The following is a 26,320-nucleotide window of genomic DNA, read 5'->3' on the forward strand; positions in this document are numbered from 1 at the left end:
CCTATGACCGCTACGTCAGGCAATTCGGCAACGAATGCGACTGGCCCGAAATGCCGATGTCGGCCTATGTCCCGACCGGTGACGGCCGCTGCCCGGTCTACAAGTGCGACGAGCCGGTTGGCCGTCTCCCGTGACGGCGACGGCTTGCCGAAGTCGCCCGGCTCCTGAAGCGTGCAAGGCTTGACCGGCCCGAAACTGGGATTTTGGACATCAGCCAAAAACTGTGCTTTTTGGGGTGTCTCCGCCCGCTCGGCGGCTCAGCTTGGCTTCGTCAGCGTGCTTTCGGTGCTGCTCTATGCCGGTTTTCTGTTCGCGCAGACTGTCCGCCACCGCGACGATTTCATCGACGCCCAAGCCCACCGCCCCGCGGAGCCCGCCGACGCTCACGAAAGCATTGCCGTCGCCGCGGTGCTCCTGCTGATCGGGCTGATCGGCATCGTCATGCTGGCCGAGCAGGTCGCCGCAAGCGTCGAAGACCCGCTCGTCGCCTACCAGGTGCCGCAGGCCGATGCCATTGTCGGCGCAATGATCGCCGGGCTGGTTTTGATGCCGGAGGCGATTTCAGCGGTTCGCGCCGCACTCAACAACGAGCTGCAGCGCGGCCTGAACGTCGCCATGGGTTCGGCCTGCGCCACAATCGGCCTGACAATACCAGGCATCGCCGCCGCCAGCCTGCTGACCGGCAGAGGCCTCACCCTGGGCCTGCCGGCGACCGACACGGTGCTTTTGGTGCTGGCGCTTTTCATCTGTAATGTGAGCTTTAGCACGGAGAGAACGACGTTCCTGACCGGCCTGGTGCATCTTGTGGTGTTTTGCACGTATGTGTTTTTGATATTTGTGCCGTGAGGGGGCGGGGTGGGGTGCGGATAGGTTGGAAAACTGCTTGAACGTCTCGAATGGGCCGTCAACGGACTGTCCGGTTCCGGGCGAGGAGTTGGGTAAGCTGACATTTCGCAGCCGACGCAATCTCAGAAGTGCAATGGCCTGTGGTGATGTTCCTACGAGGGAAACGCGCCCAACTGCATCAAGAGGCCGAGGATATCGGGCTGACCGTATTCCTTGACGATCTTGCCATTCTCAAGGTGATAAATGTTCAGTGCCTGGACGTGGATCGTCTTTTGGGTTGGCGGCACGCCCATGAATGGTCCGGTATGGGTGCCGTTCATCGTGAAGCGGGCCGCGATCTTGTTCTCCTCGGCGATCGCTTCTTCCAAGGTCCATTGGATGTCGGAAAAGCCTGCTCGCATCATTGCGACGATCGCCATATAACCAGCAGGTCCGGTCATCGGCTCTGGCCTACCGGGGACATGGAAGATGGCATTCGGCGAGACGAGCTCGTTCGCCAGCTTTTCATCCGCCGAGTTGATGAATTCGACGAACCGGGCCATGAAAGAGGTGGCGGTGCTGCTCATAACAAATATCCCAATTTGGCTGCGTCGTAGTGACGATACTGACGGATGTACCGTTGAAGCAGGCCGGGATAAATCTTGCCAATGATTGCTGACCTACAACAAATTCGCTCCAATTAGACCCCGCGCGGCCTGAGGCAGGGTTTGGCAATCGCGGCGCTACCGTCCAAATTTGGCTACGGCGAAATCCAAAAAGCTCCGAAGCTTGGCGGTTACGCGCCGATCGGGAGCGTAGATCACATTAAGCGGCCGCGTCGGCGGGCGATAGTCCGGCAAAATCCCGACTAGGTCGCCGCTTGCCAGGGCCTCACTCACGATTTCGCTCGGCTGCAGCAAGACGCCTATCCCCGCCACAGCCGCGCATAGCAGGGGCTCGCCGTGATCGGCCATCACACGGCCAGATACCGGAACAACAACCCTTCCGTCCGGGCCATCGAACGTCCAGTGCGTCCGCAACTCGGTGAAGGAGAAGCCAAGACACTCATGCTGTTGAAGATCGAGAGGGTGCCTTAGGGCTGGATGTGTCTTAAGGTATGAAGGAGAAGCACACAGAACCAGTCGGTAGGGAGCCAAAGGTTTGGCGATGAGGCCGCTATCGCCGAGTTCGCCGGTTCGAAAGACCGCGTCATATCCCTCGTCAATTACATCGACCGCTCGATTGGAAAGCGTCAATTCCACCGAAATCTGCGGATGGGCCTTCAGGTATTCCGGCAGACTAGGACTAAGGCTGCGTATGCCGAAGCTGACCGGTGCGTTGATCCTCAGCCTGCCGGTTGGAACCGACTTTGTCTCCTCGGCTAATCCCTCAGCCATCTCAACTTCGGCGAGGATGTGCTTGGCTCGCTCATAATAGCCACGGCCGAAGTCCGTTACGCTTTGCCGGCGTGTGGTTCGGTTTAGAAGCCGGACACCAAGATGGTCCTCCAACGCGCGAACGTATTTTCCGACGAGCTGCGGCGAGGTCGACATAGCTTCCGCTGCGGCTGAAAAGGAGCCGAGCTCCACAGCCTTCACGAAGACGGTCATCCCGGCGAAGCGGTCCATTTCAACACAATTCGTTTCAAGTGTTGCTCTCTCACGCCCACTTATCTCGAATACGTTTCATATGGAAGTGTCGCGGCGGTCAGGTCTGAAATCCCGCATGACCGTTCGCGCGGGGAACTGTGGCCTTAAGGAAGCAAGATGCCATTGTTTACGAGCAATTCCGACAACGTTCCTGAACATGTCTACGCCTCGGCGGCATCTTGTCTGAATGGCCAACTGGATCGCCGCGAATTCCTGGCCCTGGCAAGCGCGTTCGGCGCATCGGCGCCGATGGGTTACGGGCTTATCGGTGCGTCGTTGACGCCAGCACTGGCGGCGGAGCCCAAACGCGGTGGCACCTTAAAGGTCGCGATGTTCGTCAAGGATCCGAAGGACCCGCGGACCGCGGACTGGTCCGAGATTGCCAATGCACAGCGCCAGACGCTCGAGCCGCTCGTCAAATACACTGCCGACTACACGTTTGAAGGCCGCCTGCTCGAATCCTGGCAGGTCAACGCCGATGCGACGCAGTTTGTGTTGCTTTGCAGGCGCGGCGCGACCTGGAACAATGGCGACGCGTTCACGGTCGATGACGTTATCTTCAATTTGCGGCGTTGGTGCGAGCGGGATGTTGCGGGCAACTCCATGGCCGGGCGGATGGGCATGCTCATCGACCAGTCGACCGGCAAGTTGCGCGAAACAGCGATCGAACGCCTCGATGACATGACCCTGCTCATTACGCTTCAGCGGCCGGATATTACGTTCATCCCCAATCTGGCCGATTATCCGGCACTGCTGGTTCACAAAAGCTTCGACGAAAAAGGGGCAACCTTCAGCGGATGCCCGATCGGAACCGGACCGTTTGAGTTGATTTCCTACGACGTTGGCGTTCGCGGTGTCTTGAAACGTCGTACACATGGAAACTGGTGGGGTGGCGAGCCTCACCTCGATGGCATCGAGTTTATTGATTATGGGACGGATCCGAACGCAACCTTTGGGGCGTTCGAAGCGCACGAGATCCACACGAATTACGAGTCTCCGGTAGACCAGCTGGCAGGCTTGGATGGACTTGGGCTGGTTAAAGGTGAGGCGGCGACCGCGGGGACTCTGCTGGCTCGAACGAATGTCACCAATAAACCTTTTGATGATCAGCGGGTGCGCAATGCCTTGCAGTTGGCCGTTGACAACAAGGTTGTGCTCGATCTTGGCTACAGCGGCGCCGGCGACGTGGCCCACAACCATCATGTCTCGCCGATTCATCCCGAGTATGTCGAACTGCCCGCAGTCAGCCCGTGATATCGACAAGGCCACCCGCTTGCTTGAGGAGGCCGGTCGCAAGGACTTTGAGTTCGAGCTGATCACGGCTGACGAGGACTTTCACCGCAACACGGGCGACGCTATCGCGGCCCAGCTGCGTGAAGCGAAGATCAAGGTCAAGCGGACTGTCTTACCGGGCTCAACCTTCTGGAACGATTGGACGAAGTACCCGTTTTCGATGACGACTTGGAACATGCGGCCACTCGGCGTCCAGGTCCTTGCCGTCGCATACCGGACGGGCGAGGCGTGGAACGAAAGTGCATGGTCAAATCCTGAATTCGACGCCAAGCTCAATGCCGCATTGGCCATTCCGGATGCTGAGAAGCGCAAAGTTTCGATGAAAGAAATCGAGGCCATGCTGCAGGATGCTGGAATTCTGATCCAGCCCTACTGGCGAAAACTCTACAAGCACTGGGTTCCCGCCCTCAAGGGTGTGCGGGTCCATCCAACGCAGGAACACGAATACTTCGACGCCTGGCTGGACGAAACCTGAACCTGAGAACCCTCGTCATGCAAAGCGAAATACGATCGATCCTCGTCAGCCGCTACGGCGGTCCGGACGTCCTTGAGTGGAAGGCCGTTCCGGTCCTTGCGCTAGGCGCGTCGGAGATCAGGATCAGGACCATCGCCGCCGCGGTCAATCACACCGACCTCGAGATAAGGGCGGGCAATTGGCCTATCCGCAAGCCAGCCCCCTTTCCATATGTGCCGGGCGTTGAAGTCGTCGGCGAGGTCGTTGAGACCGGGGGCCTGGTGGCGGGCGCACTCATCGGCCAAAAGGTGATCACGATGATGCAGGGCCTCGGCGGGGTCCGGGCCGATCGGCCCGGGGGCTATGCCGAGTTCGTGACCGTTGAAGCCAGCGCGGCAGCTCAACTGCCCGTTGGCACGGATGTCATGGCTATGGCCGCGATTGGGCTGGCCGGCGTCACCGCGCACGAGGGTTTGCATCCTCTTGGACCTCTCAGGGGGCGGCAAGTCATGGTCACCGGCGCGGCGGGCGGCGTGGGCTCGGCGGCGGTTTCACTTGCCAGCGCGTTGGGCGCACACGTTCTGGGCATCGTGTCGCAGCCCGAGCAGGCTGATTACGTTCGTTCGCTGGGAGCGAGACGCGTGCTGGCTTCAAAAGCCGGTGAACTGTCTCTGGTCGAGCCGGAAAGCGTCGATGGCGTTTTCGATACGGTGGGAGCTGCCATCTTCGACACATCGCTCTCCGCGCTGAAACCCGGCGGGACGTTGTCCCTTGTTGGCGCGGTGGGGGGTAGTGATGTCCGGTTCGATCTCTGGAACCTGATCCGGCCGGTATCGCTGACTGGTTATTCATCAGAGAGCCTTGACGGCACGGCACTTGAAGCTGCCGTCGCAATGCTGGCACGCCTCGCTGCCCAACGCGCAATGCAGACTCATGGACAACGATGCCACTCTCTGATGCTTCCCGTGCCCATGCCGCGCTCGAACAGAGGGGGATCAAGGGGCGTATCCTGCTGGTTCCTTAAAGGCTGCCGATACCGAGGCGGCTATCTCGCAGGTTAGCTTTAGCGCGCGAGAGCGTTCATCTTGACGCCTGAGCGTCACGCTGAGCGGTGGTGGCGCTTGGGTTGCCCAAAGGCCGCGTGGTCCTAAGCAAATCTGAAGCTGTTATTCTGTCGGCCACACCGTCGCGGCCATTGCATCCGGCAGTTCGTGCTTCGAGAACGGCCGGTTTTGGGAACATCAAGACGGAAGTCGAATGGCCCGCATGAGGCGCGAAGCAGTCATTCAGGAGTTGCCGGACCTTGTTGCGGAGCCGAAACGACGGCCGCGTAGCCCCAGATCTCCGACCTCAGCGGGAACCCACAGCCATGCAGCCGGTTAACCCGGCATAAAGCTCCCAACCAAACCAAGGCCAGCCCCATGAGCATTCTGCAGACCACGAAGAAAGCCGTCGAGCAGGTCACCGGTATCGCCCGGCCGGACAAGCGCGAGATCGCCGATCTCCTGAGGCCACGCAAAGCGAACGCGTTTCGCTTCAAGGATGACGGCCTGGTGCCCAATCATCCATCCTGGCCGCTAGTCGTCTATCGCGGCGCCGTGAAGCTGCCCGATGAATTCGATCCGGCGGCCGTCATGGAGGCGCTTTTCGAGGCCAATGGCTGGGGCGATAGCTGGCGCAACGGCATCTACGACTACGTTCATTACCATTCGCGGATACACGAGGTGCTGGGCGTTGCGCGCGGCACGGCCAAAGTCCGGTTCGGCGGCAGCAAGGGACGAACGCTGTCGCTGAAGGCCGGCGACGTCGCGGTGCTTCCGGCCGGCGCCGGGCACCAGCGTCTTTCCGCATCCGACGATTTTCTGGTCGTCGGCGCCTATCCTCCATCCGGCACCTATGACGAATGCACGACCGCTGCCGACCATGCCAAGGCGGTCGTAACGATTCCAAGGGTCGGCCGCCCGCGCAAGGACCCTGTCTATGGAAGCAAGGGCCCGTTGCTCGCGGCCTGGGAAAGGGACTAAGCCGTTCCTTTCGAAGGGAGTTGCAGGTTCACTTCGGGATTACAAACCGGACCTTCGACCAACACCTCCGGCGCCACCGACGAAGAAGGCCGCCTTGTAGATGGCGAAGCGGATCGTGCCGCTGTCGGCGTGCAGCAGCGCTGGCAATCAGGCTTGGTGCTATTTTATCGCAGTGACCCTGCCCGACGCATCGAGGCGACAACTGACTTGCGCCTCTCGGACTTCGATGCCACCCTTTCTTGCGTAGTCTATTCGCACCTCGATCGGCGCCGTGCGTGCACCCCGAAGTTGACGCAATGCGCCTGCGCTTACCGCGTGGACACGGACCGCGCCAAGCGGCGTCGCAGCGGCCGCGATCGCCGCGCGGCAGGCTCGCACCACCGCAACCGGCGTACCGGGTCTCGCTGTCAGTGGTCCCAGAGATCCAAAGGGATACCCCTTGGTGGAGTCACTCCCACCGGCTTTGGAAGGCCTGAGGACGGGTGGCAGGACGATGGATTGCCTGGCGGTCCTGGCAGGGGCCGTCACTGCAGTCGAAGGGTCGGGCGCGGTAGCCGGTTCGTTTTCGGCGGACGGATCGTCGCCCACAGTGGCACTTGTGCTTGTGTCACCAACGTTGCCGCTGGCACCAACGCCTGCGTCGACTGATCCGTCATCCGCACCGACCGAAGCTCCAACATTTGCTCCGCCGACGCCGTCGACGCTCGTGCCCGCCCCCACAGATGCGCCTTGCGAACCGGCGCTCACTCCAGCACCGACTCCGACACCGCCCGCCCTACCGCCCACGCCTGCTTCAAGAGCCGAGGCGGGCCCAATTGTGATCCCGATCGTCAACGCGGCTACGACATACTTCTTCATTGTCATCTCCCCGCGGCATACAGTTCGTTCCCTAAAGCGCGTCACCTTCGACCAGCCCCATGCGACGCGCCTTAGGTTCTTGTTTTGATGCATGTCGTTACCGCAAAACCGCTGCACACCCTCGGGTCAAGCCCGAGGGCATGCTTTTGCGCGACATGCACTAGTCTTCACTGGCGCGGCTCGAGCTTCTTGATGGCCGTGTTGGAAGCAATGCTGCAGGAAGAGGTATGGTTGCCAGCAGAGCAGTTTGCGGCGGCTTTTTGACCTTCATTTTCTGTTTTTCCGGCAAGCCCGGTTTACGGGCTGGTTGGGCGCCCGAATGCGATAACCTGCTTGCAAGTGCGGGGGTACGCGCTTTCGGCGCGCGCTCCACAGCCGCAGTGCGGCGCTTACCTTTGACAATATCAATTGCCTCACCTGCGGCACTAAGGCTGCGGGCTAGACCGATAGCCCGTTCACGCTCTTGGTCGAGCGCCGCACTCAACGCTACCGAGTTCTGCTTTAAAGCATCGCGTTCCTGGCGAACAATATCGAGGTCACGTACAGCTGAATCTGCTCGTCCCCGTCCCCGTTCGAGTGTTTCTCGAGCCTGCTTTAGAGCGGCCTCGGCCACCTTTCGGTCCCTTATGGCGTTGGCCTGCTCGACGGCTGCCAGATTTGCGCGTTTCTTAAGACTATCGATAGTTTGGCGAGCCGTGGTAAGTTCTTGTTCCAGGAGCTCAACCTTGTGCCGCTCGTCATCAAGCGCTCGCTTCGCGGCAAGCTGGGAGGCGTCCATAGAGGTGTGCGCTCCAGGCGCGGCAGCCGTATCGCTGTTCCAGAGACTGGCTTCGGCCCTGTAGCTTTCGATAACGCGCTGCGTCGTCTCAAGATCGAGCGCGAGCGCTTCGTCTGTTCGCTGCTGCTCTTTTAGGGCTTGTGCTTGCTGAGCCACCGTGTCTGCCAGCAGGTGTGCCTGGGCGCTTAGGTCACGTGCGCCGCGCTGCATAACGTTTAGCTCCGCTCGTGCTACAGCCAATTCGCGGCGTAAAGCCTCCTCATGCTCGCCGAGCGGCGTTTGCGCGCCCTCCTTGAGTGCCTGCGCTTCACTGAGCACCAGCTCTCTAGATATATGGGATCCGAGCGTGTTCGGTTGTGGCTTGCCCGGTTCCTTGCCGACCTCGGTGTGTTCGGAAACCACGACCGACGAGCTGTCGTTAGCCGTGGCAACCGCTGACGCTTCGGGCGCCAATTGACCATTTGCCGGAGATGCCAACAGCAGAACGAAGCATAACGGAATGAGGGATGGCATGGCGTTGCACCCCATGCCGCGTATCTCGTGAAGTAAAATCAATGGCCGTCGTTTAATAAAGGTGAAGTCACAGCGGAGACATTTTGACCTGGTGCTCTGCGCATGATTCATCACTGAACCTCACCGATCGCGGCCCTCACCGCTATTGTATTCTCCACTTACTGCACGCCGCGGACGCCGCACCAAAAAGATCAATGCTAGTGAAGCATCCGCGGCAACGCCAAAGCACGGAATTGCGCGCAAAGGCTGTTTCCTATTTCCTCAGTTGTCATCATTCGAACAAACGGAACTTTCGGCTTTCGGGATGAGCATCTTCCCTACCCAACGGCTGTGATGCGGCGCAAAGCAGCCACTCGGGTCTGCAAAAGTCGACTTCGGGTCAACACCAAACTTCCGCTGGATGGTACGGCGGATCGAAACGCCCCAAGTGACGACGCCACCGATCAGCGTGCCGAAACGTCATTGCTCTGCCTTCCACCCACCTCCAGACCGCGAGACGCCAAATGCTCGCCACAAGCGCGGCAATGCACCTGTGCCACGACTTCGTGGTTGCACTGTCGGTGAATCAGGCGAACCGAGTCCGGCTGTCCGTCCCGAACATGATCCTGGCCCCACTGCTTTAATGTGAGCAATACAGGCAGAAGGGCGCGCCCTGCGGCGGTAAGCCGATATGTGTAGCGCAATGGATGATCGCTGTACGGCTCTCGATCCAGGACGCCGTGCTCTTCCAACTTGCGGAGCCGGACGGCGAGGATATCTCGAGGGGCTCCGGTATTGTTCACAATCTCGGTGAATTTCTGCTGGCCGTAAAGCAGCTCCCGAACAATCAAAAGACTCCAGCGATCGCCCACGACCTCAAGGGCGGCTGCGATATTGCACAGGCGGGGGGTTACATCGGTGGCCTTCGATTGCATTCCAGACCTCATACCAAAAGAAAGTTGGAAAATCAAACCAGAGTGAGTTGCGATATCCAACTGAGTGTGTAATTTGAGAGTTGGAATATCCAACTGACAGGTTGCGCGATGGAAAACGCTCTAACGCTTGTCGTTGATGTCGCTTTCACAAACGCGGCGCCCCGGGCGGAAAATATCAACCGGGTGCGATCAATTGCGGGCTAGCGCCCGCGTTGAACTGCCTAAAAGGTGGATGACAGCAATGGACACCCAAACGCGCGTTGCATCCTCTAGTGACATCTCAGATCAAAAATCGCTTCTGACAACTTTCGTCCTATGTGGGGCGGCATTCATAGCGATGATTGACGTATTCATCGTCAATGTCGCCTTCCGTCGGATAGGCACCGAATTTCCCCAAGCCAGCTTTGCCGATCTCAGTTGGATTCTGAACGGCTACACCATTGTCTATGCGGCCTTGTTGATTCCGTTCGGCGGGCTCGCCGACAAGTGGGGGCGCAAGCGTGCGTTCCTTGCGGGCCTGACGATATTCACGCTGGCCAGTGTTGGCTGTGCGCTTTCGGGCGCGATGTGGTCGCTCATACTCTCTCGCGTGTTGCAGGCAGCGGGAGCCGCGATGCTGACTCCGAGTAGCCTTGGCCTTATATTGACGGTTCTTCCTGCGCAAAAGCGGGCGGGGGCGGTCAAGATCTGGGCGACGACATCGGCACTTGCAGCGGCCGTTGGTCCGGCCCTTGGCGGGGTGCTTGCAGAATATTCATGGCGATGGATTTTCATCATAAATCTGCCGGTCGGCGTTATTGCCGGCATCGCAGCCGCATCGCTGATACCAACAATACAGCCAGCCAGTGTCTCGACCAGAAATCTTGATCTGTTTGGCGCCGTGCTTGCCGCAATCGCTGTGGGATCACTGTCCCTCGCGGTCGTTGGGCATGAACAATCGACGACATCGCAGATCATTGCATACTATGTCTTGGCAATTCTGACCGCAGCCTGGCTCGTAAGGCGAATCCTGTTTCACCAGTCGCCGGTCGTGGATCCGAACCTCTTCAGGGTTTCGACATTTACCTGGGCGAACGTCACTATCATTCTGTTCTGCACGGCCTTTGCCGCTATCTTTCTTAGCGTCGCAATCTGGTTGCAAACAGTTGCCGGCCTTTCCTTGATCGAAACCGGATTTGCGATCATCCCCGGCCCTGTTTGCGTGCCCATAGCCGCTTACTTGGTTCAGAAGTTTGCGTCTACTGCGTCACCGCGAGCGCTTGTGATCGTCGGAAATGCCATTTTTGCAGTTGGATCCCTAGGCCTCGCCTTCATGGCGTCAATCGCTCCCCGCTATAGCATAGATATCATGCCGCCTTGGATGTTGGTCGGCACCGGCATCGGCATCGCCATGCCGACTATGATTGGGAGCGCAACGCGCGATCTTCCGGCAAACACGACAGCGACGGGTAGCGCGGTGGTCAATACAAGCCGCCAGTTGGGCTATGTTCTGGGCGTGGCGCTCCTGGTGGCGGTTACGGGCTCTCTCAGTCTCGCCCCGAACCAAGCATTGCATGCTTTTCAAATAAGTTGGCAACTCATCGCCCTCGGTGCGGCGCTCAGCGCGTTAACGGCGCTGGGCATGCGGAGGACGGCTTGACCTCCAGGTTCCCGAGAACGGCGCTTCCACCTTGTTTGACCAGGCGAAGAACGACCGCGCAAGGACCCCGTCTATGGAAGCAAAGGCCCGTTGCTCGCAGCCTGGAACAAAGACTGAAACCGTTTCATTCGAAGGGATTTTGGGTCGCGCAGGGCCCGACGTTGACCAACATCCTCGCTTCAAGCCGCCGCCAGCACCGCGGCATCCAGCCCGCGAATGATCTTGGCCAGCTCGACGCATTCGTCGTGGCGCACCTTGTTGCGCCGCCAGGCCAGGCAAATCGTGCGTTGCGGCATCGGTTCCTGGAACGGCACGATCTTCAGGTCGGGGATAGTGCTGGCCGGCCCTGCCGCCATTTCCGGGATGAGAGTGACGCCGAGCCCGTGCGCCACCATCTGCAAGAGCGTCGTCAGGCTGGTCGCGCCGTAGCTTGCCATCGCCACCGGCCGCACGCTGCCGCAGACGGCGAGCGCCTGTTCGCGCAGGCAGTGGCCCTCTTCCAGCAGCATCAGCCGCTCCAGTGCCGGGCTTTCCGGCGGCACCGGCGGTGAAGCGAAGGCGGGGTCGCCGGCCGGCACGGCCAGGAAGAACCGGTCCGGGAAAAGTTCTTCGGTAACCAGGCCTGGGTAATCGAGCGGCAGCGCCGCGACGAAGGCGTCGAGCTTCCCCGAGCCGGTGTCCTCGACCAGCGACGCGGTCACCGCCTCGCGCAGTTCGAGCTGCAATGCCGGAAAGTGCCGTTTCAGCTCCGGCAGCACATGCGGCAGGAGATAGGGCGCCACCGTCGGGATGATGCCGAGCCGGAAGCGGCCTTCCATTGCCGGGCGGCCGCGCCGGGCGGTCGCCTCGACGTCGCTGATATCGGCAAGAATGCGCTCGATGCGCGGCAGCAGGGCTTGCGCCTCGTCGGTCATGCGCACCACCTTGCCGCCGCGCTCGAACAACCGGCAATTGAGCCGCAGCTCCATCTCGGCGATCTGCGAAGACAGCGCCGGCTGGCTGACGCCGGCGAGCTTTGCCGCGCGGCCGAAATGCAGCGTCTGCGCCAGCGCCTCGAAATAATGCATCTGCCGGACGGTGAGGCCTATCATAAGAAAAACCTATCAGAATAAACAGCAAAGGCAATTTGTCTTTATCGGCCGGGCAGGCTAATCTGGAACCATTCCAGAATGGCGCGGCCGCTGGCCCTGGCCTGAAAATCAACAAATCCCAAAAATCAACAAATCGGAGGCAAGGATGGACGCGAAAACCGACGACAACAGCGCCGGCAAATGCCCGGTCCCACATGGATCGGCCAGGAGGAGCAACCGTGACTGGTGGCCGGACCAACTCGACCTTGGCGTCCTCCACCAGCAGTCCAGCCTCTCGGACCCGATGGACGAGGACTTCGATTATGCCAAGGAATTCAGGAGTCTCGATCTCGATGCGGTGATCAGGGACCTGCACCAGGTGATGACCGATTCGCAGGATTGGTGGCCGGCCGATTTCGGCCATTACGGCCCGCTCTTCATTCGCATGGCCTGGCACAGCGCCGGCACCTATCGCATCGGCGACGGCCGTGGCGGCGCCGGCGCCGGCCAGCAGCGTTTCGCGCCGCTCAACAGCTGGCCGGACAATGCCAATCTCGACAAGGCGCGCCGGCTGCTGTGGCCGGTCAAGCAGAAATACGGCCGCAAGATCTCCTGGGCCGACCTGTTGATCCTCACCGGCAATGTCGCGCTGGAATCGATGGGCTTCAAGACCTTCGGCTTCGCCGGCGGCCGCGCCGATGTCTGGGAGCCCGAGCAGGACGTGGACTGGGGCTCGGAAACCAAGTGGCTCGCCGACGAGCGCTATTCCGGCGACCGCGAACTTCAGGGCCATCTCGGCGCCGTGCAGATGGGGCTGATCTATGTCAACCCGGAAGGACCGAACGGCACGCCCGATCCGCTGGCCTCGGCCCGCGACATTCGCGAAACCTTCGCTCGCATGGCCATGAACGACGAGGAAACCGTGGCGCTCATCGCCGGCGGCCACACTTTCGGCAAGACCCACGGCGCCGGCGATGCATCGCTGGTCGGCCCGGAGCCGGAAGGCGCCGGCATCGAGGCGCAGGGCCTCGGCTGGTCGAGCAAATATGCCACCGGCATTGCCGGCGACGCCATCACCTCGGGCCTCGAGGTGACCTGGACCACGACGCCGACCAAGTGGAGCAACAACTTGTTCGACAATCTGTTCAACTACGAATGGGAACTGACCAAGAGCCCGGCCGGCGCCCATCAGTGGACGCCGAAGGGCGGCGCCGGCGCAGGCACCGTGCCGGACGCGCACGATGCCTCGAAGCGCCGCGCGCCGGCGATGCTGACGACCGACCTCGCGCTGCGCGCCGACCCGGTCTATGAGAAGATCTCGCGGCGCTTCCATCAGAATCCGGATCAGTTCGCCGATGCCTTCGCGCGCGCCTGGTTCAAGCTGACCCATCGCGACATGGGTCCGGCCGTCCGCTATCTCGGCCCGCTCGTGCCGAAGGAGGAGCTGATCTGGCAGGATCCGATACCGGCAGTCGACCACGAGCTGGTCAACGAGCAGGATGTCGCCTCGTTGAAGGCGAAGATCCTGGCCTCCGGCTTGTCCGTCTCCGAACTGGTCGCGACCGCCTGGGCCTCGGGCTCGACCTTCCGCGGCTCCGACAAGCGCGGCGGCGCCAACGGCGCCCGCATCCGCCTGGCGCCGCAGAAGGACTGGGAGGTCAACCAGCCGGCGCAGCTGGCCAAGGTGCTCGAGACGCTCGAAGCGATCCAGAAGGGCTTCAACGCTTCGCAGTCCGGCGGCAAGAAGGTCTCGCTTGCCGACCTCATCGTTCTCGGCGGCGTCGCCGCGATCGAGAAGGCGGCCAAAGACGGCGGCCATGACGTCAAGGTGCCGTTCACGCCGGGCCGCATGGATGCTTCGCAGGAACAGACGGATGTCCAGTCCTTCGCCGCGCTCGAGCCGAAAGTCGATGGCTTCCGCAATTACGTCAGGGGCAGGCAGCCGATGTCGGTCGAAGCGATGCTGGTCGACCGGGCGCAGCTGCTGACCTTGACGGCGCCGGAGATGACGGTGCTTGTCGGCGGGCTGCGGGTGCTCGGCGCCAACACCGGCCAATCGAAGCACGGCGTGTTCACCGACAGGCCGGGCACGTTGACCAATGATTTCTTCGTCAACCTGCTCTCCATGAACACGGTCTGGGATCCGGCCGCCGGCTCCGATGAAGTCTACGAAGCGCGCGACCGCAAGACCAGGGCGGTCAAGTGGACCGGCACCCGCGCCGACCTGATCTTCGGCTCGCACGCACAATTGCGTGCGCTTGCCGAGGTCTACGGGTCGGCCGACGCCGGGCAGAAGTTCGTCAGGGATTTCGCCGCAGCCTGGACCAAGGTGATGAACGCCGACCGTTTTGAGCTTGCGGCCTGATCCAGGCACACGAATTTCTCGACTCAACAAGAAAAGGCGCGGGCCTCGACCCGCGCCTTTTTCGTTGGGCTTCCGAAAGCTCAGTATTTCTCGAAGATTTCGGCCTTGGCAACCACACCGGCAATAGCGCCGCCGATCAGCGGCGCGACGATGAACAGCCAGAGCTGGCCGATCGCCGCGCTTCCCGAAAACAGCGCCGGGCCGATCGAACGGGCCGGGTTGAGCGATGTGCCGGTCACCGGAATAATGGCGAAGTGCAGCCCGGCCAGCGTCAAGCCGATGACGAGGCCGGCGAAGGTCGTCGCGTGCTTGGCGTTGCTAACGCCGAGGATCACCGTGACGAAGGTGAAGGTTCCGATCAGCTCCCACAGGAAGGCCGAGCTGACGCCCCATTTCGCCACATCCCACCCATTGGCGCCGAAGCCGCCGGTGTGACCGCCGACCTGTCCGGAGACGATGATCCACAATGCCAGCGACGCGATGATGGCGCCGATGACCTGCGCGATCCAGTAGGGAATGACGTCCCTGGCCGACATCCGCCCGGCAAGGAACACACCGAGCGTCACCGCAGGGTTGAGATGCGCGCCGGAAATCGGGCCGATCGCATAGGCCGCTGCGATGAGGCCGATGCCGAACGCCAGACCGATACCTTCCTGGCCAAGCGGCAGCGCGCCGCCGAAGCCGCCCGTCACCACCGAAGCCGTGCCGATGAACACCAATAGAAACGTGCCTAGAACTTCGGCCAGATAAGTCTTCATTGCCCTCTCCTCGTATCGACCCGCGGCTCCGCCTTTTTCTGCGACGCGAATCACCGCGCAAAGAGTATTCGTAACCGCATAAGTTGCAAAGCGGAGCAGTTGCACCAGCCGGCGTGCTTGTGCGTGTCAGTTGCCTACATTAGAAATCTATTATGTACTGATTGAATTGTTTGGTTTCCGCATCCCGAGGCCCACTTGGTCGCGGCGGCTCGCGATCCACCAACCCACATCGCCACCCTCCGCATGGATCGTCTCGCCGTCGGGAAAACAGAACTGTTTCAATCAGGACACGAAAAGCTCTAAGAGCAGGGCCGGATTTTATTTTGCTGAGTAATGGAAGACGACAATGAGACTGGGCGGGCGGCTGGCGGCAGCCATCGAAGTGCTTGACGACATTGGCCGGCGCCACCGGCCGGTGGCCGATGCGCTGAAGGACTGGGGCCTGTCGCACCGCTTCGCCGGCGGCGGCGACCGCGCCGCGATCGGCAACATCGTCTATGACGCGCTGCGCCGCAAACGCTCCGCCGGCTGGCTGCTCGGCGAGGGTACGCCGCGCGCCATCGGCTTCGGCGCGCTGCTGCTCGAATGGGGCCAGACGGCGCAGTCGCTGAACGAGGCGCTCGAGGGCGACAAGTTCGCGCCACCGCTGCTTACCGCCGACGAACTGAAAACGCTGGCTGCTCGCCGGCTTGCCGACGCGCCGCCGGCTGTCAGGGCAGACATCCCCGATTGGTCCATGCCGCTGTTCGAGCGGGCGTTCGGCACGGCCTGGGTGGAAGAGGGTGCAGCGCTTGGCACTCGCCCGCCGCTCGACCTCAGGGTCAATACGCTCAAGGCCGATCGCGGCAAGGTGCTGGCGGAATTGGCGGAAACCGGCGCCAAGCCTGCCCGGATCGCGCCGCACGGCATCCGCATACCGCCGATCGAAGCCGATGGCAGGCACCCGAACGTACAGGCCGAGCCGGCCTTCCAGAAAGGCTGGTTCGAGGTTCAGGACGAGGGTTCGCAGATTGCGGCCGAACTGGCCGGCGCCGAGCCTGGCATGCAGGTGCTCGACTTTTGCGCCGGCGCCGGCGGCAAGACGCTGGCGCTGTCCGCGGCGATGGACAATCGCGGCCAGATCTTCGCCCACGATGCCGAGAAAGCCAGGCTGGCGCCGATCTTCGACCGCATCCGCCGCTCGGAAAACCGCAATGTGCAGATCGTCACCAAGCCAGCCGAGCTCGCGCCGCTCGGCAAGCACATGGATATCGTGCTGATCGATGCGCCTTGCACCGGCAGCGGCACCTGGCGGCGTCGGCCCGATGCCAAATGGCGGCTGACACAAAGGCAGCTCGACGCCCGCAAGGGCGAGCAGGAGACGATCCTCGATGCCGCCAAGGGCTTCGTCAAACCCGGCGGCCTACTGGTCTACATCACCTGTTCGGTATTCGACGACGAGAATGGCGACCAGGTTTCGGCCTTCCGGGACCGCCACCCCGGTTTTGTCCCGGTCGATCACCGCCAGCTTTGGGACAGCCGTTTTGCGGGCCACGAAGCGGCAGTGCGGATTGGCGCCGCGGGCGGCATTTCGCTTTCGCCGTTGCTGAGCGGCACCGACGGCTTTTACTTCTGTGCGCTGCGCCGCGCCGGCTGAATCGTTACCGGATGTCGCCGATCTCGCTTTTTATCAGCAGGTTTAGCCGAATGCTGCAGTGCAGCATTTGCGATTGCCTGCCGTCCACCCCTCTGCGATAAATGCCTTGCAATAAGATTTGTCGAGAAACGAAAGTCGACGGCCATGGCAGCAAAGATCGTTCCTGCTCCCGATTATGAGGACCGCGTCAGGACGTCCTTTGCGCGCCAGAACGCGATGATGACCATTGGCGCCGAGCTGACGCTGGTGACGCCCGGCATCATCGAGATCGAAATGCCCTATTCGACGGCACTGACGCAGCAGCACGGCTTTCTTCATGCCGGCGTCATTTCGACGGCTCTCGACTCGGCCTGCGGCTATGCGGCATTCTCGCTGATGCCGGAAAATTCCGGCGTGCTGACCATCGAGTTCAAGGTCAATCTGCTGGCGCCGGGCCGGGGCGAGCGCTTTCTGTTCCGCGGCTCGGTGACCAAGCCCGGCCGCACCATCATCGTTGCCGACGGCCAGGCCTATGCATTCGCCACCGACGGCGAGGCCAAGCTGATCGCCACGATGACCGGAACGATGATGGCGGTGCTTGGGCGTGACGGTATCGAGGGGTGAGGAGCGGTCCGCGCAGCGGACGAAAAGCCCATAAATTGGCTTTTCGAGCGACGAACGCCCGGAGCCATAGCCGAAGGGCCGGGGGCCGGTGAGGGTACGTCGTCCTTCTTACTTTCCGGCTCCGGTGGTAGGCCAGAAAGGAGTGATCGTCGTGACCGGTAAAGTGTCTCGCCTGTCCGGCAAGTCCGTCCTCTTCGTCATGGCGGCCGAAGCCGAATACGGCCCACATCTGCAGCTTCTGTTCACACCGCTGATGACCGGCGTCGGACCGGTCGAGGCCGGTGTCGTGCTCGGCGCCGAACTGTCCCGGCTGAGCGTCGAAAACGCGCTGCCGGATCTCGTCGTGTCGCTCGGGTCGGCGGGCAGCCGAACGCTGGAGCAGACGGAAATCTACCAGGCCGTTTCGGTCGCCTACCGCGACATGGACGCTTCGCCCCTGGGGTTCGAGAAGGGCGCCACCCCGTTCCTCGATCTGCCCATCAGCGTGCCGCTGCCGTTCAGGATACCAGGCATCAGGCCGGCGACGCTGTCGACCGGGGCGGCAATAGTCACCGGCGCCGCCTACGACGCGATCGCGGCTGATATGGTCGACATGGAGACCTTCGCCTGCCTGCGCGCCTGCCAGGTGTTCGACGTGCCGTTGATCGGCCTGCGCGGCATTTCCGACGGCGCGGCCGATCTGAGACACGTTGGCGACTGGACCGAATATCTGCATGTCATCGACGAGAAGCTGGCCGCGGCGGTGCAGCTGCTGGAACAGGCGATCGCCTCCGGCGCGATCGAGTTTGATCTGTCGCGTGAAGATGGGGAATCGGAGTGAGAGAGGGGCCTCGCGACCCATTGCGCCGACTCGTTTCTTTCTCTAAACGCTCGCCATGAAAACAGCCAATCATCCCGACACCGTCCTGATTGTCGATTTCGGCAGCCAGTTCACCCAGCTGATCGCCCGCCGCATCCGCGAGGCCGGCGTCTTTTCCGAGATCGTGCCCTTCCAGTCGGCCGAGGCGGCGTTCAAGCGCATTAATCCGAAGGCGGTGATCCTGTCCGGCGGCCCGGCCTCGACCGGCGACATCGGCAGCCCGCGCGCGCCGCAGATCGTCTTCGACGCCGGCATGCCCGTGCTCGGCATCTGCTATGGCCAGATGGCGATGTGCGTGCAGATGGGCGGCGTCGCCGAAAGCTCCGATCACCGCGAATTCGGCCGCGCCTTCGTCGAGATCGCCAGGGACAGCCCGTTGTTCGAGGGCCTGTGGGCGCCCGGCCAGCGCCACCAGGTGTGGATGAGCCACGGCGACCGCGTCATCTCGCTGCCCAAGGGGTTTGAGGTGCTTGGAAAATCGGAGGGCTCGCCCTTCGCCATCTTCGGCAATGTCGAGCGCAAGATGTACGGCCTCATGTTCCACCCCGAAGTGGTGCATACGCCGGACGGCGCCAGGCTGCTCCAAAACTTTGTCCACAACATCGCCGGCATCGAAGGCGACTGGACGATGCGCGCCTACCGCGAGCACGCGGTCGAGACGATCCGTAAACAGGTCGGCAAGGGCAAGGTGATCTGCGCACTTTCGGGCGGCGTCGATTCCTCGGTCGCGGCGCTGCTGATCCATGAGGCGGTCGGCGACCAGCTCACCTGCATCCTGGTCGACCACGGGCTGATGCGCAAGGATGAGGCGGCGGGCGTGGTGGAGATGTTCCGCCAGCACTACAATCTGCCCCTCATACTGGTCGACGCTTCGGACCGTTTTATCGGCGCGCTCGAGGGCGAGTCGGACCCGGAAAACAAGCGCAAGACCATCGGCCGGCTGTTCATCGAAGTGTTCGAGGAGGAGGCCGAGAAGCTCGGCGGCGCCGATTTCCTGGCGCAGGGCACCCTCTATCCCGATGTTATCGAAAGCGTCTCTTTCAGCGGCGGCCCGTCGGTAACGATCAAGTCGCACCACAATGTCGGCGGCTTGCCCGAACGCATGAACATGCAGCTGGTCGAGCCGCTGCGCGAACTGTTCAAAGACGAGGTGAGGGCGCTCGGCAAGGAACTCGGCCTGCCCGAAAGCTTCATCGGCCGGCATCCGTTTCCCGGTCCCGGTCTTGCCATCCGCTGCCCGGGCGGCATCAGCCGCGAAAAGCTGGAGATCCTGCGCGAGGCCGACGCCATCTATCTCGACGAGATCCGCAAGGCCGGCCTCTACGATGCCATCTGGCAGGCCTTCGCCGTGCTGCTGCCGGTGCAGACAGTCGGCGTGATGGGCGATGGCCGCACCTACGAGTTCGTCTGCGCGTTGCGCGCCGTCACCTCGGTCGACGGCATGACCGCCGACTTCTACCATTACGACATGGCATTCCTGGGAGCCGCCGCCACCCGCATCATCAACGAGGTACGCGGCATCAACCGCGTCGTCTACGACGTGACAAGCAAACCGCCAGGCACAATCGAGTGGGAATAAAGATCGGTCGTTCGCCAGCATTCGGCGACTATCGAGGGAGCTTTATTAAGCGTCTGAATTTTATCCCCTTTCGTCTCTACGTCTATCGCTGATTATCGCCCCTAAGCGGAATCATTTGGCGGTAGATCTGACGGCATTCCTTTTCGCGTCATCTTCGCTGCAGACTGATGCCGTCACTGCGCCGGACTCAAGCCTGTTGGCATCTTTCGAGGTAAGGCATTGAATCCAATGGGCTCTCAAAGAGCCTTGACGGTAAAACGAATGACGGTAAAATTGGGCATTTCACAATCCTAGATGCGCCCATCTGTCTCCTCCTATGCTCACAGACATCGCACTTAAGAAGCTGAAGTCAAAAGATAAAATGTACAAAGTCACTGATCGTGACGGTATGTACGCGACCGTGGCTCCCACAGGGCAGATATCGTTCCGATACGACTACCGAGTGAATGGTCGGCGAGAGACAGTGACGCTGGGCCGCTATGGTGAGGGAGGCATCTCGCTAGCAGAGGCGCGTGACCGCTGTCTTGCCGCACGAAAAATGGTGGCAGCCGGAAAATCACCAGCCCAGGAAAAGCAGCGTGACAAGAGGCGCCTGTCTGAGACTGGCTCGTTCGGCGATGCCGGCAGAAGATGGTTCAAAGACGCGAAGATGGCGGACAGCACGCGCTCCATGCGCAAAGCCGTCTTCGATCGAGACATCTTGCCGATTTGGGACAAAAGGCTCCTGACAGAAATAAGGTCGGACGACTTGCGGGCGCTCTGCGCAAAAGTCAGGGACCGTGGCGCACCAGCAACGGCCATTCATGTCCGGGATATCGTTAAGCAGGTCTATGGTTATGCCATTCTGCACGGCGAGAAGATCGCTAATCCGGCGGACGAGGTAGGACCAGCGTCAATAGCCACCTTCGAGGCGAAAGACCGCGCGTTGTCACCCGCAGAAATTCGAATCATGCTGAAAGAGTTGGAAAATGTGCCGACTTTGCCAACCATTCGGCTGGGCCTAAAGCTGATCCTGCTCACGATGGTTCGGAAAAGTGAGCTTCTGGACGCGACGTGGGATGAGGTCGACTTCGAGAACGCGGTATGGAGCATTCCCAAAGAGCGAATGAAGCGGAAGAAGCCACATAATGTCTACCTGTCCCGGCAGTCCCTCGACATCATGATTGCGCTCAAGACCTGCGCTGCTAACTCTCGATACGTGCTTCCATCTCGCTACGACGCCGACGAACCCATGTCGCGCGCGACTTTCAATCGGATTACCATCGCGATTGTGGACCGCGCAAAAAAACAAGATCTGCCGCTTGGTCCCTTCACGGTGCACGATCTACGGCGGACCGGCTCAACGCTCCTAAATGAGATCGGATTCAATCGCGACTGGATCGAAAAATGCCTCGCCCACGAAGACAGTCGCTCCTCCCGCGGCGTCTATAACAAGGCTGAATATGAACCGCAGCGTCGCCACATGCTCCAGGAATGGGCCGACATGATTGAAGCGTGGGCGGCTGGCAAGAAACACGCCCCCACGCTGCAGCCGATTTCTGGGGCAGCCGTTATCCTCGATCCGATTTGACCGGCCTCGTCTTCCGCGACCGCACGTCTGGTCCCGGGGCCAGTTCGATAGAACCTGCAGATGACGCGTTCCGCCGTTCCTGAATCCAGGCTTCGACTTCTCCCAGGTCCCAAACAACGCAGCGGGGGGTCAGATTGAACCGTCGGGGGAACTCGCCTCGTTGTTCCATGTCATAAATGGTCGTGTCCGATAACGGGACGATTTCTCGCAATTGCGATCGGCGAACAGTTCGAACGACCCGTCGCGCCTCAATGTGCGATAGAATCGTAAGGGAGCGACCCGCTGGCGCGGCCTCTATGCCTTGGCAGCTTTCGCGTTGAGTTTGCTTCTGCCGTTTGAGCATGTGCATACCGAAGGGCTCCTTCGGGCCAATGATCGTGCATCTGCTCCAATCTGGGTATAGCTCTCAACTACGATCACATCGTCTCTTTTGACCAGCCGGCGAGCTTTGCGAAGGTCGGCAAGCCTAGGTCTTGCTCACGAGCACACCGAAACCCACCGGCTCGAAGATAGCGAAGTTCGCGAGATCCAGGCTTTTGGGCTGATGGCCCACCTCGATGCTTTCGAACATATCTCCACGTGTTCGGCTCGCGTGCGGTGGTGAACGTGTTTGTCAGCGGGCCCGAAGTTTCAGGCCATTGCTGCTGCCGTGCTCGCCTGCTCCGACAGCCGCGTCCAACTCAAGGCACAAATCCCACCTCCTATGCCCATCGCGAAGTCTCGGAGAATGGGCGGTACCATATCTTACAGACGATCGACCTGACATCGCCAGCCTGCTTTCTGACATATCTTGCATTCGAGTAGCATCGTGATCCCAGTGGCCATTCCGGCCGAGCCTTCAGCGCACATTCGTGACGGGCAGCAGTTCGCAAGGTAAAGATCGTCAAAGTAGAGGTCATCCCGGTAGACCATCGTGTGTAGAAGCTCGTCGTCGACGGACCCCGCCAATCCCATTCGGACTACCGTGCACTGACAGACAGCCGTGAGCCTCCCACTCACGCCTTAAATGTAGTGCCGGAAAGGCAGTCTAGCCGATCCTGCATCAGGTCCGGCCGTCAGGATTTCGCCAACAAGGTCGGCAAACCGCAACGTTACCGGTAACCCGTCCGAGAATCCGGCGCTGTTGTAGTTGAGCTTAGTCAATGCCATCAGATCCTGCAGGACGCTTTCGATCGTGGTGTCGCCGCGGCGAATCCTGACCGTGAGTGGGTTCGGAACCTCGCGGCCGGGATAGGTCTCGAGCCTCGGGATGTAGCCGGCCGTCCACAAGTAAGCCAAGCGTTCGTCCACGATAATTGCCGTGCCCCGGAGAACGGCGTTCTGCCCGAAGCGGAACAGCTTGACCTCGTTCTGGCGACGGATCTGCACGCCCACCAGATTAGTCTCGGCGGGCACGGTGCTATTGAAGCCGGCCCACTCTTCGTCCCCGAACTCGATCTTGCCGTGGATGAAAAGCTCCTTTGGAGGCTTGCCGTGGATATCCTTGTAGCCTTCCACTATCATGGTCATCAGTCGCGCAGCCTGATCGCGGTCGAGCTTGAAGCTGTGATCGTTCTCCGAATACCAGGGGCCGACAGCACCCTTGAAGACGACCCCTTCGCCCGTGTTGAGGAACATCTGCGCGCCGCAGCAGGCGTTGTCGCGCCCGCGGGCCGCCTCCAACTTCTTGAACACCAGGCCCACGTAGCAGACGCCCTCTCGGACGTTGGCCAAGCGCCAAGGCGTGCCGCTGGACTTGTAGAAGGCAGTGGCCCCCAAGTTCCAGGCGACCGAGGCGGGATCCTGGAGCGATCGCCGCCGCAGTTTGGGATCCCGCTCCGTCTCCAAAGTGGTTTCCCGCACGACCTGAATGACCTTGCCGGTGTCGAGAAGTCTGGCCTTGAGCTGGTTGTGGAAGTTAGCCTCGAACTCGAACGGTCGCGCCTCCTCGTTGATCTCGCCAAACATGGTTGGTTGCTTGATCAGTCGGATGGCAGCGGTCTTCTTGATGCCTACAGGAGATTCAATTCGCTCGGCTCGGGGTACCACCGACTGCGGCCGGCCGTATGTGTAGACTTCTTCGGGAATGATCGCGAACCACATCTTGGGCGAGGCCTCTTCCTCTCGAAGGTGCTTCCGGAGCGCCCGTTCGTAGATCTCGACGGTGCTGTAGATTCCCTCATGACGTGTGCCGGTGCGAATCGCCTTGGAGATCTCGTCGGCATCCACCTTGCAGTAGCCGAAGGGAACGTCCGACCACTCGGCGCCGAAAGCCGCCTGGAAGCCAGGCCACATGTACTTGTTGGCTTCCTTGCCGGCGTCCGGTGTAGCTATCGCACCCTTGACGCTTCGGACCCATGCCGAATAGAGTCTGGCGCCTTCTTCGGTCGCGATAATGCCCACCTCCATGCAGCGAGGATTGTAGTTCGACGACGGTGGGCCATAGAGAAACAGACCATCTTTCGGGTGCGCTGCGGTCTGGCCGTGGGCGAACTCGAGCTCGGGCTCTTGAATATGCACAACGCGCCACTGTTTCACGCCGCGTCCTCCTCGTCGGGTTCGAACAGGGCTGGATCCATTTCATCCGCATCATCGTCATCCGGCTCTTCGGGTTCGTCCGGGACGTCGTCGAACTCCGTATCACCAACCAATCGGCGCATGCCTTGCAACTGCAGAAGCTTGCCACTGAGCTTGAGCAGCTCCGTACCGTCCAGTTGCACGGCTATCTCCTCCCCGCCACTCAGAAAAGCGATGAACGCCTGCTGCAACTGACGCCAGTGGCGGTTCCACCAGCTCTTGCAGAAGCGGCGTCTGATAGCGGCAACGCGTTTGGGATCGTCGATCAGCTTCTCCGCACCTTCCGAAAAGCAGATGTAAGGCTTGAATCTGGTGAAGCCCGGCGGCCGCAGGTCAATGTTCACCAGCATCGAGAGATGCCAATTCAACTGGCGCTTCTCGCTCCTGCCATTGACCTGCTTCCAGGTCTGCTTGCCATCGGGGGTGCGGTACCGAACCTTGCCATCCGGAATGAGGCCCAGCGGGAAGTAGAAGGCCAAACCCTGAGAGGTATCTTGGGCCTTCAAGCCCTTTGATGCCAGGAAGCGCTCCACGTGCCGCCGAAGGAGGAACGTCAGCATGTTCCGGGCGTCGAGCCACTCCGGCGCCGTCTCGTTGCCTTGGCGGCCATTGAGGAAGCGCTGTACCTCCACGCGTCTCGCGAGGGCGAGCGTGAACTTCGGCGGCAACCCAGCCTGGATCTCTTCCATGGCGGCGAACGAGATGATGAGGCGGGCGTGGCGGGTGTACGGGATGCCCGTGCTGTTGAGAGCCTTGTTGATCTCGGTATTTGGGCCGTTGAATTCATAGAAGCTGACGTGGGTAGGCAGCGCCTCGATCGGCAACAGGTTGGTGAGCAATAGTTCGGGCGCGATCTCGACCCGGGGTACATCCCTGCTGGTGCGTTCCCTCCAGTAGCTCATCCGCTCATCGATTCTGGCCGAGTCGGTGGGCACGTTCGCTTTCTCGAGCGTCTCGACCAGCGTGACTAGCGTGCCGCCCCAGCCAGAAGAAAAGTCGAGAGCGTTGAGTTGAAGCAGCTGGATCGGGAAGCTGCCGAAGTCGACCTTGTCCAAGCGCACTGGAATGACGAAGGCGGTATCCTTTAGCTTGCGACCTGTGATGTCAGATGCCGCCAGTTCGTCTCGCACCCCCTTGCGATCCGGCTTGACGCTTTCGGTGGAGGCCACGAAGATCACCTTGATGGCTCGGGACGTGATGGCTTCCTCGATCGTGTTCCAGAAAGGCGTTCCTCCCTTCAACTCGAACACATCGGCCCAAACGTTGTAGCCAAGCCCGATAAGACGGGCGCCCAACCACTTGACGAACTCGTTGTCCTGCGGCGTGGCATGGGAGATGAACACGACGTTTCGATCGGGATCAGTCATTAGCGACACCTTTGAGGAGCAAGTAAGCTTCGCCTCCGGGTTGCGACTGACGGTTTGGTATGCTGCAGCCATGGCGAAACGGTCCTCACTAACGCGAATATTCACCTCGACACAATACTCTAACCAACATCATCCCGGTGCTTCGCGCGCCATCAATTATCGATTCCCGCACACATTTTTCGGAGTCGTATGATCAGTCGGCCAGCAATACTTGTGGCGCCAAAAAAGAGAATCAGCCGGTAATGTGGCTACATGCCTAAACTGGTGTCTCTAGCGATTGTGAGCGCCGCATCATGCGAGCAGTTTCGAATCAGTTAAATCACCAGTTCCCGCGTTGCGCCACCTATAAGCCGTCAGACGGCTCTTGGCCCCTTTGGCGTCGTTGACTGGGCATCTTGTTTACAGCGAAAGAGTGAGTGATGCGAACGTCCGCTTTCTTCGACTAGAAGGTCTAAAATTGACAGTCAGCTAGCGGCCCACTGCGAGTCATTCTGGAACATGGCTCCGAACGTTCGCGAATGGGGTATTCGGGTCAACTATATGGCGTCGCGGGACCATACGGAACGATACGGACGATTTCTGATGTTGTCCCACGAAAAACTAAATAAAATCAAGACCTTAATACGCCATCCGGGCCGACCAATACATTACTAGTGGATTTTCTTGAATTTTGTGGCGAAATTCACATCGGCGTTTGGACTCGAACCCCTTTTCCCAACGTCAAAAAGCGACCCGGACCCGCTCGACGTTGAGTTCCTCTGGTGCGTGGGTAGGGCGGTGAGCATTGACTGCAAGGCGTCCAGGAGACCTTGACGAAAACAGTCGCCTTTCTCCAGCTGGTGGGAATCGGCAGCACCTCGAAATTGTTGGCGAGCAGTGCGACCGCAAGCGCGTCGAGCCTTCTGGTGCCACCCAAGGGAAGACATAGACATCGCGGCCAACAGGCACCATCGCGATGCCTATAAAACTGTCACACACTTCATCAATACTTGCGCTTGGATGAAGACTGG

General features: G+C 60.7%; 19 protein-coding genes and 1 pseudogene. 11 read left to right on the plus strand and 9 right to left on the minus strand.

Going from position 1 to position 26,320, the window contains the following annotated elements; all coding sequences use genetic code 11:
* Positions 1–171 precede the first annotated feature (171 nt).
* Positions 172–846 carry a calcium:cation antiporter gene (locus AC0L2P_RS30280; protein ID WP_473506714.1) on the plus strand — a complete coding sequence of 225 codons (675 nt, stop codon included), beginning with the start codon at positions 172–174 and terminating at the stop codon, positions 844–846.
* A 152-nt stretch (positions 847–998) separates the two neighbouring features.
* Here the strand turns inward: AC0L2P_RS30280 and AC0L2P_RS30285 are convergent, their stop codons facing one another.
* Together AC0L2P_RS30285 and AC0L2P_RS30290 are read right to left on the minus strand one after the other, a co-directional pair.
* Positions 999–1,412, minus strand: a complete 414-nt coding sequence (locus AC0L2P_RS30285) for an ester cyclase (protein WP_473506716.1) — start codon at positions 1,410–1,412, stop codon at positions 999–1,001.
* 156 nt (positions 1,413–1,568) lie between these two features.
* Positions 1,569–2,453, minus strand: coding sequence for a LysR family transcriptional regulator (locus tag AC0L2P_RS30290; protein WP_473506718.1), 885 nt, complete (start codon positions 2,451–2,453; stop codon positions 1,569–1,571).
* A gap of 138 nt (positions 2,454–2,591) precedes the next feature.
* Between AC0L2P_RS30290 and AC0L2P_RS30295 the strand changes: the two are divergent.
* From AC0L2P_RS30295 to AC0L2P_RS30305, 3 genes and pseudogenes are all read left to right on the plus strand, one after another.
* A pseudogene (locus tag AC0L2P_RS30295) lies at positions 2,592–4,242 on the plus strand (ABC transporter substrate-binding protein).
* Positions 4,243–4,259: 17 nt separating this feature from the next.
* Positions 4,260–5,282, plus strand: coding sequence for a quinone oxidoreductase family protein (locus AC0L2P_RS30300; protein WP_473506720.1), 1,023 nt, complete (start codon positions 4,260–4,262; stop codon positions 5,280–5,282).
* A gap of 360 nt (positions 5,283–5,642) precedes the next feature.
* Positions 5,643–6,245 (plus strand): cupin domain-containing protein, encoded by a 603-nt coding sequence (locus AC0L2P_RS30305; RefSeq protein ID WP_473506722.1) that lies wholly within the window; start codon positions 5,643–5,645, stop codon positions 6,243–6,245.
* Between the two features lie 1,018 nt (positions 6,246–7,263).
* Here AC0L2P_RS30305 and AC0L2P_RS30310 read toward each other — a convergent pair.
* Positions 7,264–8,505, minus strand: coding sequence for a hypothetical protein (locus AC0L2P_RS30310; RefSeq protein ID WP_473506724.1), 1,242 nt, complete (start codon positions 8,503–8,505; stop codon positions 7,264–7,266).
* Between the two features lie 332 nt (positions 8,506–8,837).
* Positions 8,838–9,308, minus strand: coding sequence for a winged helix-turn-helix transcriptional regulator (locus AC0L2P_RS30315; protein ID WP_473506725.1), 471 nt, complete (start codon positions 9,306–9,308; stop codon positions 8,838–8,840).
* Between the two features lie 241 nt (positions 9,309–9,549).
* Between AC0L2P_RS30315 and AC0L2P_RS30320 the strand changes: the two genes are divergently transcribed.
* On the plus strand, positions 9,550–10,947 hold the full coding sequence (locus AC0L2P_RS30320) for an MFS transporter (RefSeq protein ID WP_473506727.1): 1,398 nt from the start codon (positions 9,550–9,552) through the stop codon (positions 10,945–10,947).
* Between the two features lie 179 nt (positions 10,948–11,126).
* On the opposite strand, the gene AC0L2P_RS30325 is transcribed toward AC0L2P_RS30320, so the two are convergent.
* Positions 11,127–12,038: a hydrogen peroxide-inducible genes activator gene (locus AC0L2P_RS30325; RefSeq protein ID WP_473506729.1), complete on the minus strand. Its 912-nt coding sequence runs from the start codon at positions 12,036–12,038 to the stop codon at positions 11,127–11,129.
* 145 nt (positions 12,039–12,183) lie between these two features.
* Between AC0L2P_RS30325 and katG the strand changes: the two genes are divergently transcribed.
* A complete protein-coding gene (katG, locus tag AC0L2P_RS30330; protein ID WP_473506731.1) occupies positions 12,184–14,382 on the plus strand; it encodes a catalase/peroxidase HPI in 2,199 nt (732 codons plus the stop codon).
* A gap of 80 nt (positions 14,383–14,462) precedes the next feature.
* On the opposite strand, the gene AC0L2P_RS30335 is transcribed toward katG, so the two are convergent.
* Positions 14,463–15,140, minus strand: a complete 678-nt coding sequence (locus AC0L2P_RS30335) for an MIP/aquaporin family protein (RefSeq protein ID WP_473506733.1) — start codon at positions 15,138–15,140, stop codon at positions 14,463–14,465.
* A 346-nt stretch (positions 15,141–15,486) separates the two neighbouring features.
* Between AC0L2P_RS30335 and AC0L2P_RS30340 the strand changes: the two genes are divergently transcribed.
* From AC0L2P_RS30340 to AC0L2P_RS30360, 5 genes are all read left to right on the plus strand, one after another.
* Positions 15,487–16,776 carry an RsmB/NOP family class I SAM-dependent RNA methyltransferase gene (locus AC0L2P_RS30340; RefSeq protein WP_473506735.1) on the plus strand — a complete coding sequence of 430 codons (1,290 nt, stop codon included), beginning with the start codon at positions 15,487–15,489 and terminating at the stop codon, positions 16,774–16,776.
* A 144-nt stretch (positions 16,777–16,920) separates the two neighbouring features.
* Positions 16,921–17,379 carry a PaaI family thioesterase gene (locus tag AC0L2P_RS30345; protein WP_473506737.1) on the plus strand — a complete coding sequence of 153 codons (459 nt, stop codon included), beginning with the start codon at positions 16,921–16,923 and terminating at the stop codon, positions 17,377–17,379.
* Positions 17,380–17,530: 151 nt separating this feature from the next.
* Positions 17,531–18,199, plus strand: a complete 669-nt coding sequence (locus AC0L2P_RS30350) for a 5'-methylthioadenosine/S-adenosylhomocysteine nucleosidase (protein ID WP_473506739.1) — start codon at positions 17,531–17,533, stop codon at positions 18,197–18,199.
* A gap of 55 nt (positions 18,200–18,254) precedes the next feature.
* A complete protein-coding gene (guaA, locus tag AC0L2P_RS30355) occupies positions 18,255–19,817 on the plus strand; it encodes a glutamine-hydrolyzing GMP synthase (protein WP_473506741.1) in 1,563 nt (520 codons plus the stop codon).
* Positions 19,818–20,133: 316 nt separating this feature from the next.
* On the plus strand, positions 20,134–21,387 hold the full coding sequence (locus AC0L2P_RS30360; RefSeq protein ID WP_473506743.1) for a tyrosine-type recombinase/integrase: 1,254 nt from the start codon (positions 20,134–20,136) through the stop codon (positions 21,385–21,387).
* Here the strand turns inward: AC0L2P_RS30360 and AC0L2P_RS30365 are convergent.
* From AC0L2P_RS30365 to AC0L2P_RS30375, 3 genes are all read right to left on the minus strand, one after another.
* Entirely contained in the window at positions 21,368–21,736 is a 369-nt protein-coding gene (locus tag AC0L2P_RS30365; RefSeq protein WP_473506745.1) for a helix-turn-helix transcriptional regulator, read from the minus strand. The two genes, AC0L2P_RS30360 and AC0L2P_RS30365, sit on opposite strands and share 20 nt — an antisense overlap.
* A gap of 653 nt (positions 21,737–22,389) precedes the next feature.
* Entirely contained in the window at positions 22,390–23,904 is a 1,515-nt protein-coding gene (locus AC0L2P_RS30370) for an argonaute/piwi family protein (protein WP_473506747.1), read from the minus strand.
* Complete coding sequence (locus AC0L2P_RS30375; protein WP_473506749.1) at positions 23,901–25,310, minus strand: toll/interleukin-1 receptor domain-containing protein; 1,410 nt, start codon at positions 25,308–25,310, stop codon at positions 23,901–23,903. Before AC0L2P_RS30375 ends, AC0L2P_RS30370 begins: the two co-directional genes overlap by 4 nt.
* Between the last annotated feature and the right edge of the window lie 1,010 nt (positions 25,311–26,320).

The sequence above is a fragment of the Mesorhizobium sp. WSM4836 genome (assembly GCF_055811815.1).

Excerpts from the sequence above, each read along its gene's own strand:
- katG (WP_473506731.1), top strand. The coding sequence starts at position 12,184 with ATGGACGCGAAAACCGACGACAACAGCGCCGGCAAATGCCCGGTCCCA.
- guaA (WP_473506741.1), top strand. The coding sequence starts at position 18,255 with ATGAAAACAGCCAATCATCCCGACACCGTCCTGATTGTCGATTTCGGC.
- AC0L2P_RS30325 (WP_473506729.1), bottom strand. The coding sequence starts at position 12,038 with ATGATAGGCCTCACCGTCCGGCAGATGCATTATTTCGAGGCGCTGGCG.
- AC0L2P_RS30340 (WP_473506735.1), top strand. The coding sequence starts at position 15,487 with ATGAGACTGGGCGGGCGGCTGGCGGCAGCCATCGAAGTGCTTGACGAC.
- AC0L2P_RS30365 (WP_473506745.1), bottom strand. The coding sequence starts at position 21,736 with ATGCACATGCTCAAACGGCAGAAGCAAACTCAACGCGAAAGCTGCCAA.
- AC0L2P_RS30300 (WP_473506720.1), top strand. The coding sequence starts at position 4,260 with ATGCAAAGCGAAATACGATCGATCCTCGTCAGCCGCTACGGCGGTCCG.
- AC0L2P_RS30320 (WP_473506727.1), top strand. The coding sequence starts at position 9,550 with ATGGACACCCAAACGCGCGTTGCATCCTCTAGTGACATCTCAGATCAA.
- AC0L2P_RS30375 (WP_473506749.1), bottom strand. The coding sequence starts at position 25,310 with ATGACTGATCCCGATCGAAACGTCGTGTTCATCTCCCATGCCACGCCG.
- AC0L2P_RS30335 (WP_473506733.1), bottom strand. The coding sequence starts at position 15,140 with ATGAAGACTTATCTGGCCGAAGTTCTAGGCACGTTTCTATTGGTGTTC.
- AC0L2P_RS30305 (WP_473506722.1), top strand. The coding sequence starts at position 5,643 with ATGAGCATTCTGCAGACCACGAAGAAAGCCGTCGAGCAGGTCACCGGT.
- AC0L2P_RS30310 (WP_473506724.1), bottom strand. The coding sequence starts at position 8,505 with ATGAATCATGCGCAGAGCACCAGGTCAAAATGTCTCCGCTGTGACTTC.
- AC0L2P_RS30360 (WP_473506743.1), top strand. The coding sequence starts at position 20,134 with ATGCTCACAGACATCGCACTTAAGAAGCTGAAGTCAAAAGATAAAATG.
- AC0L2P_RS30285 (WP_473506716.1), bottom strand. The coding sequence starts at position 1,412 with ATGAGCAGCACCGCCACCTCTTTCATGGCCCGGTTCGTCGAATTCATC.
- AC0L2P_RS30315 (WP_473506725.1), bottom strand. The coding sequence starts at position 9,308 with ATGCAATCGAAGGCCACCGATGTAACCCCCCGCCTGTGCAATATCGCA.
- AC0L2P_RS30345 (WP_473506737.1), top strand. The coding sequence starts at position 16,921 with ATGGCAGCAAAGATCGTTCCTGCTCCCGATTATGAGGACCGCGTCAGG.
- AC0L2P_RS30290 (WP_473506718.1), bottom strand. The coding sequence starts at position 2,453 with ATGGACCGCTTCGCCGGGATGACCGTCTTCGTGAAGGCTGTGGAGCTC.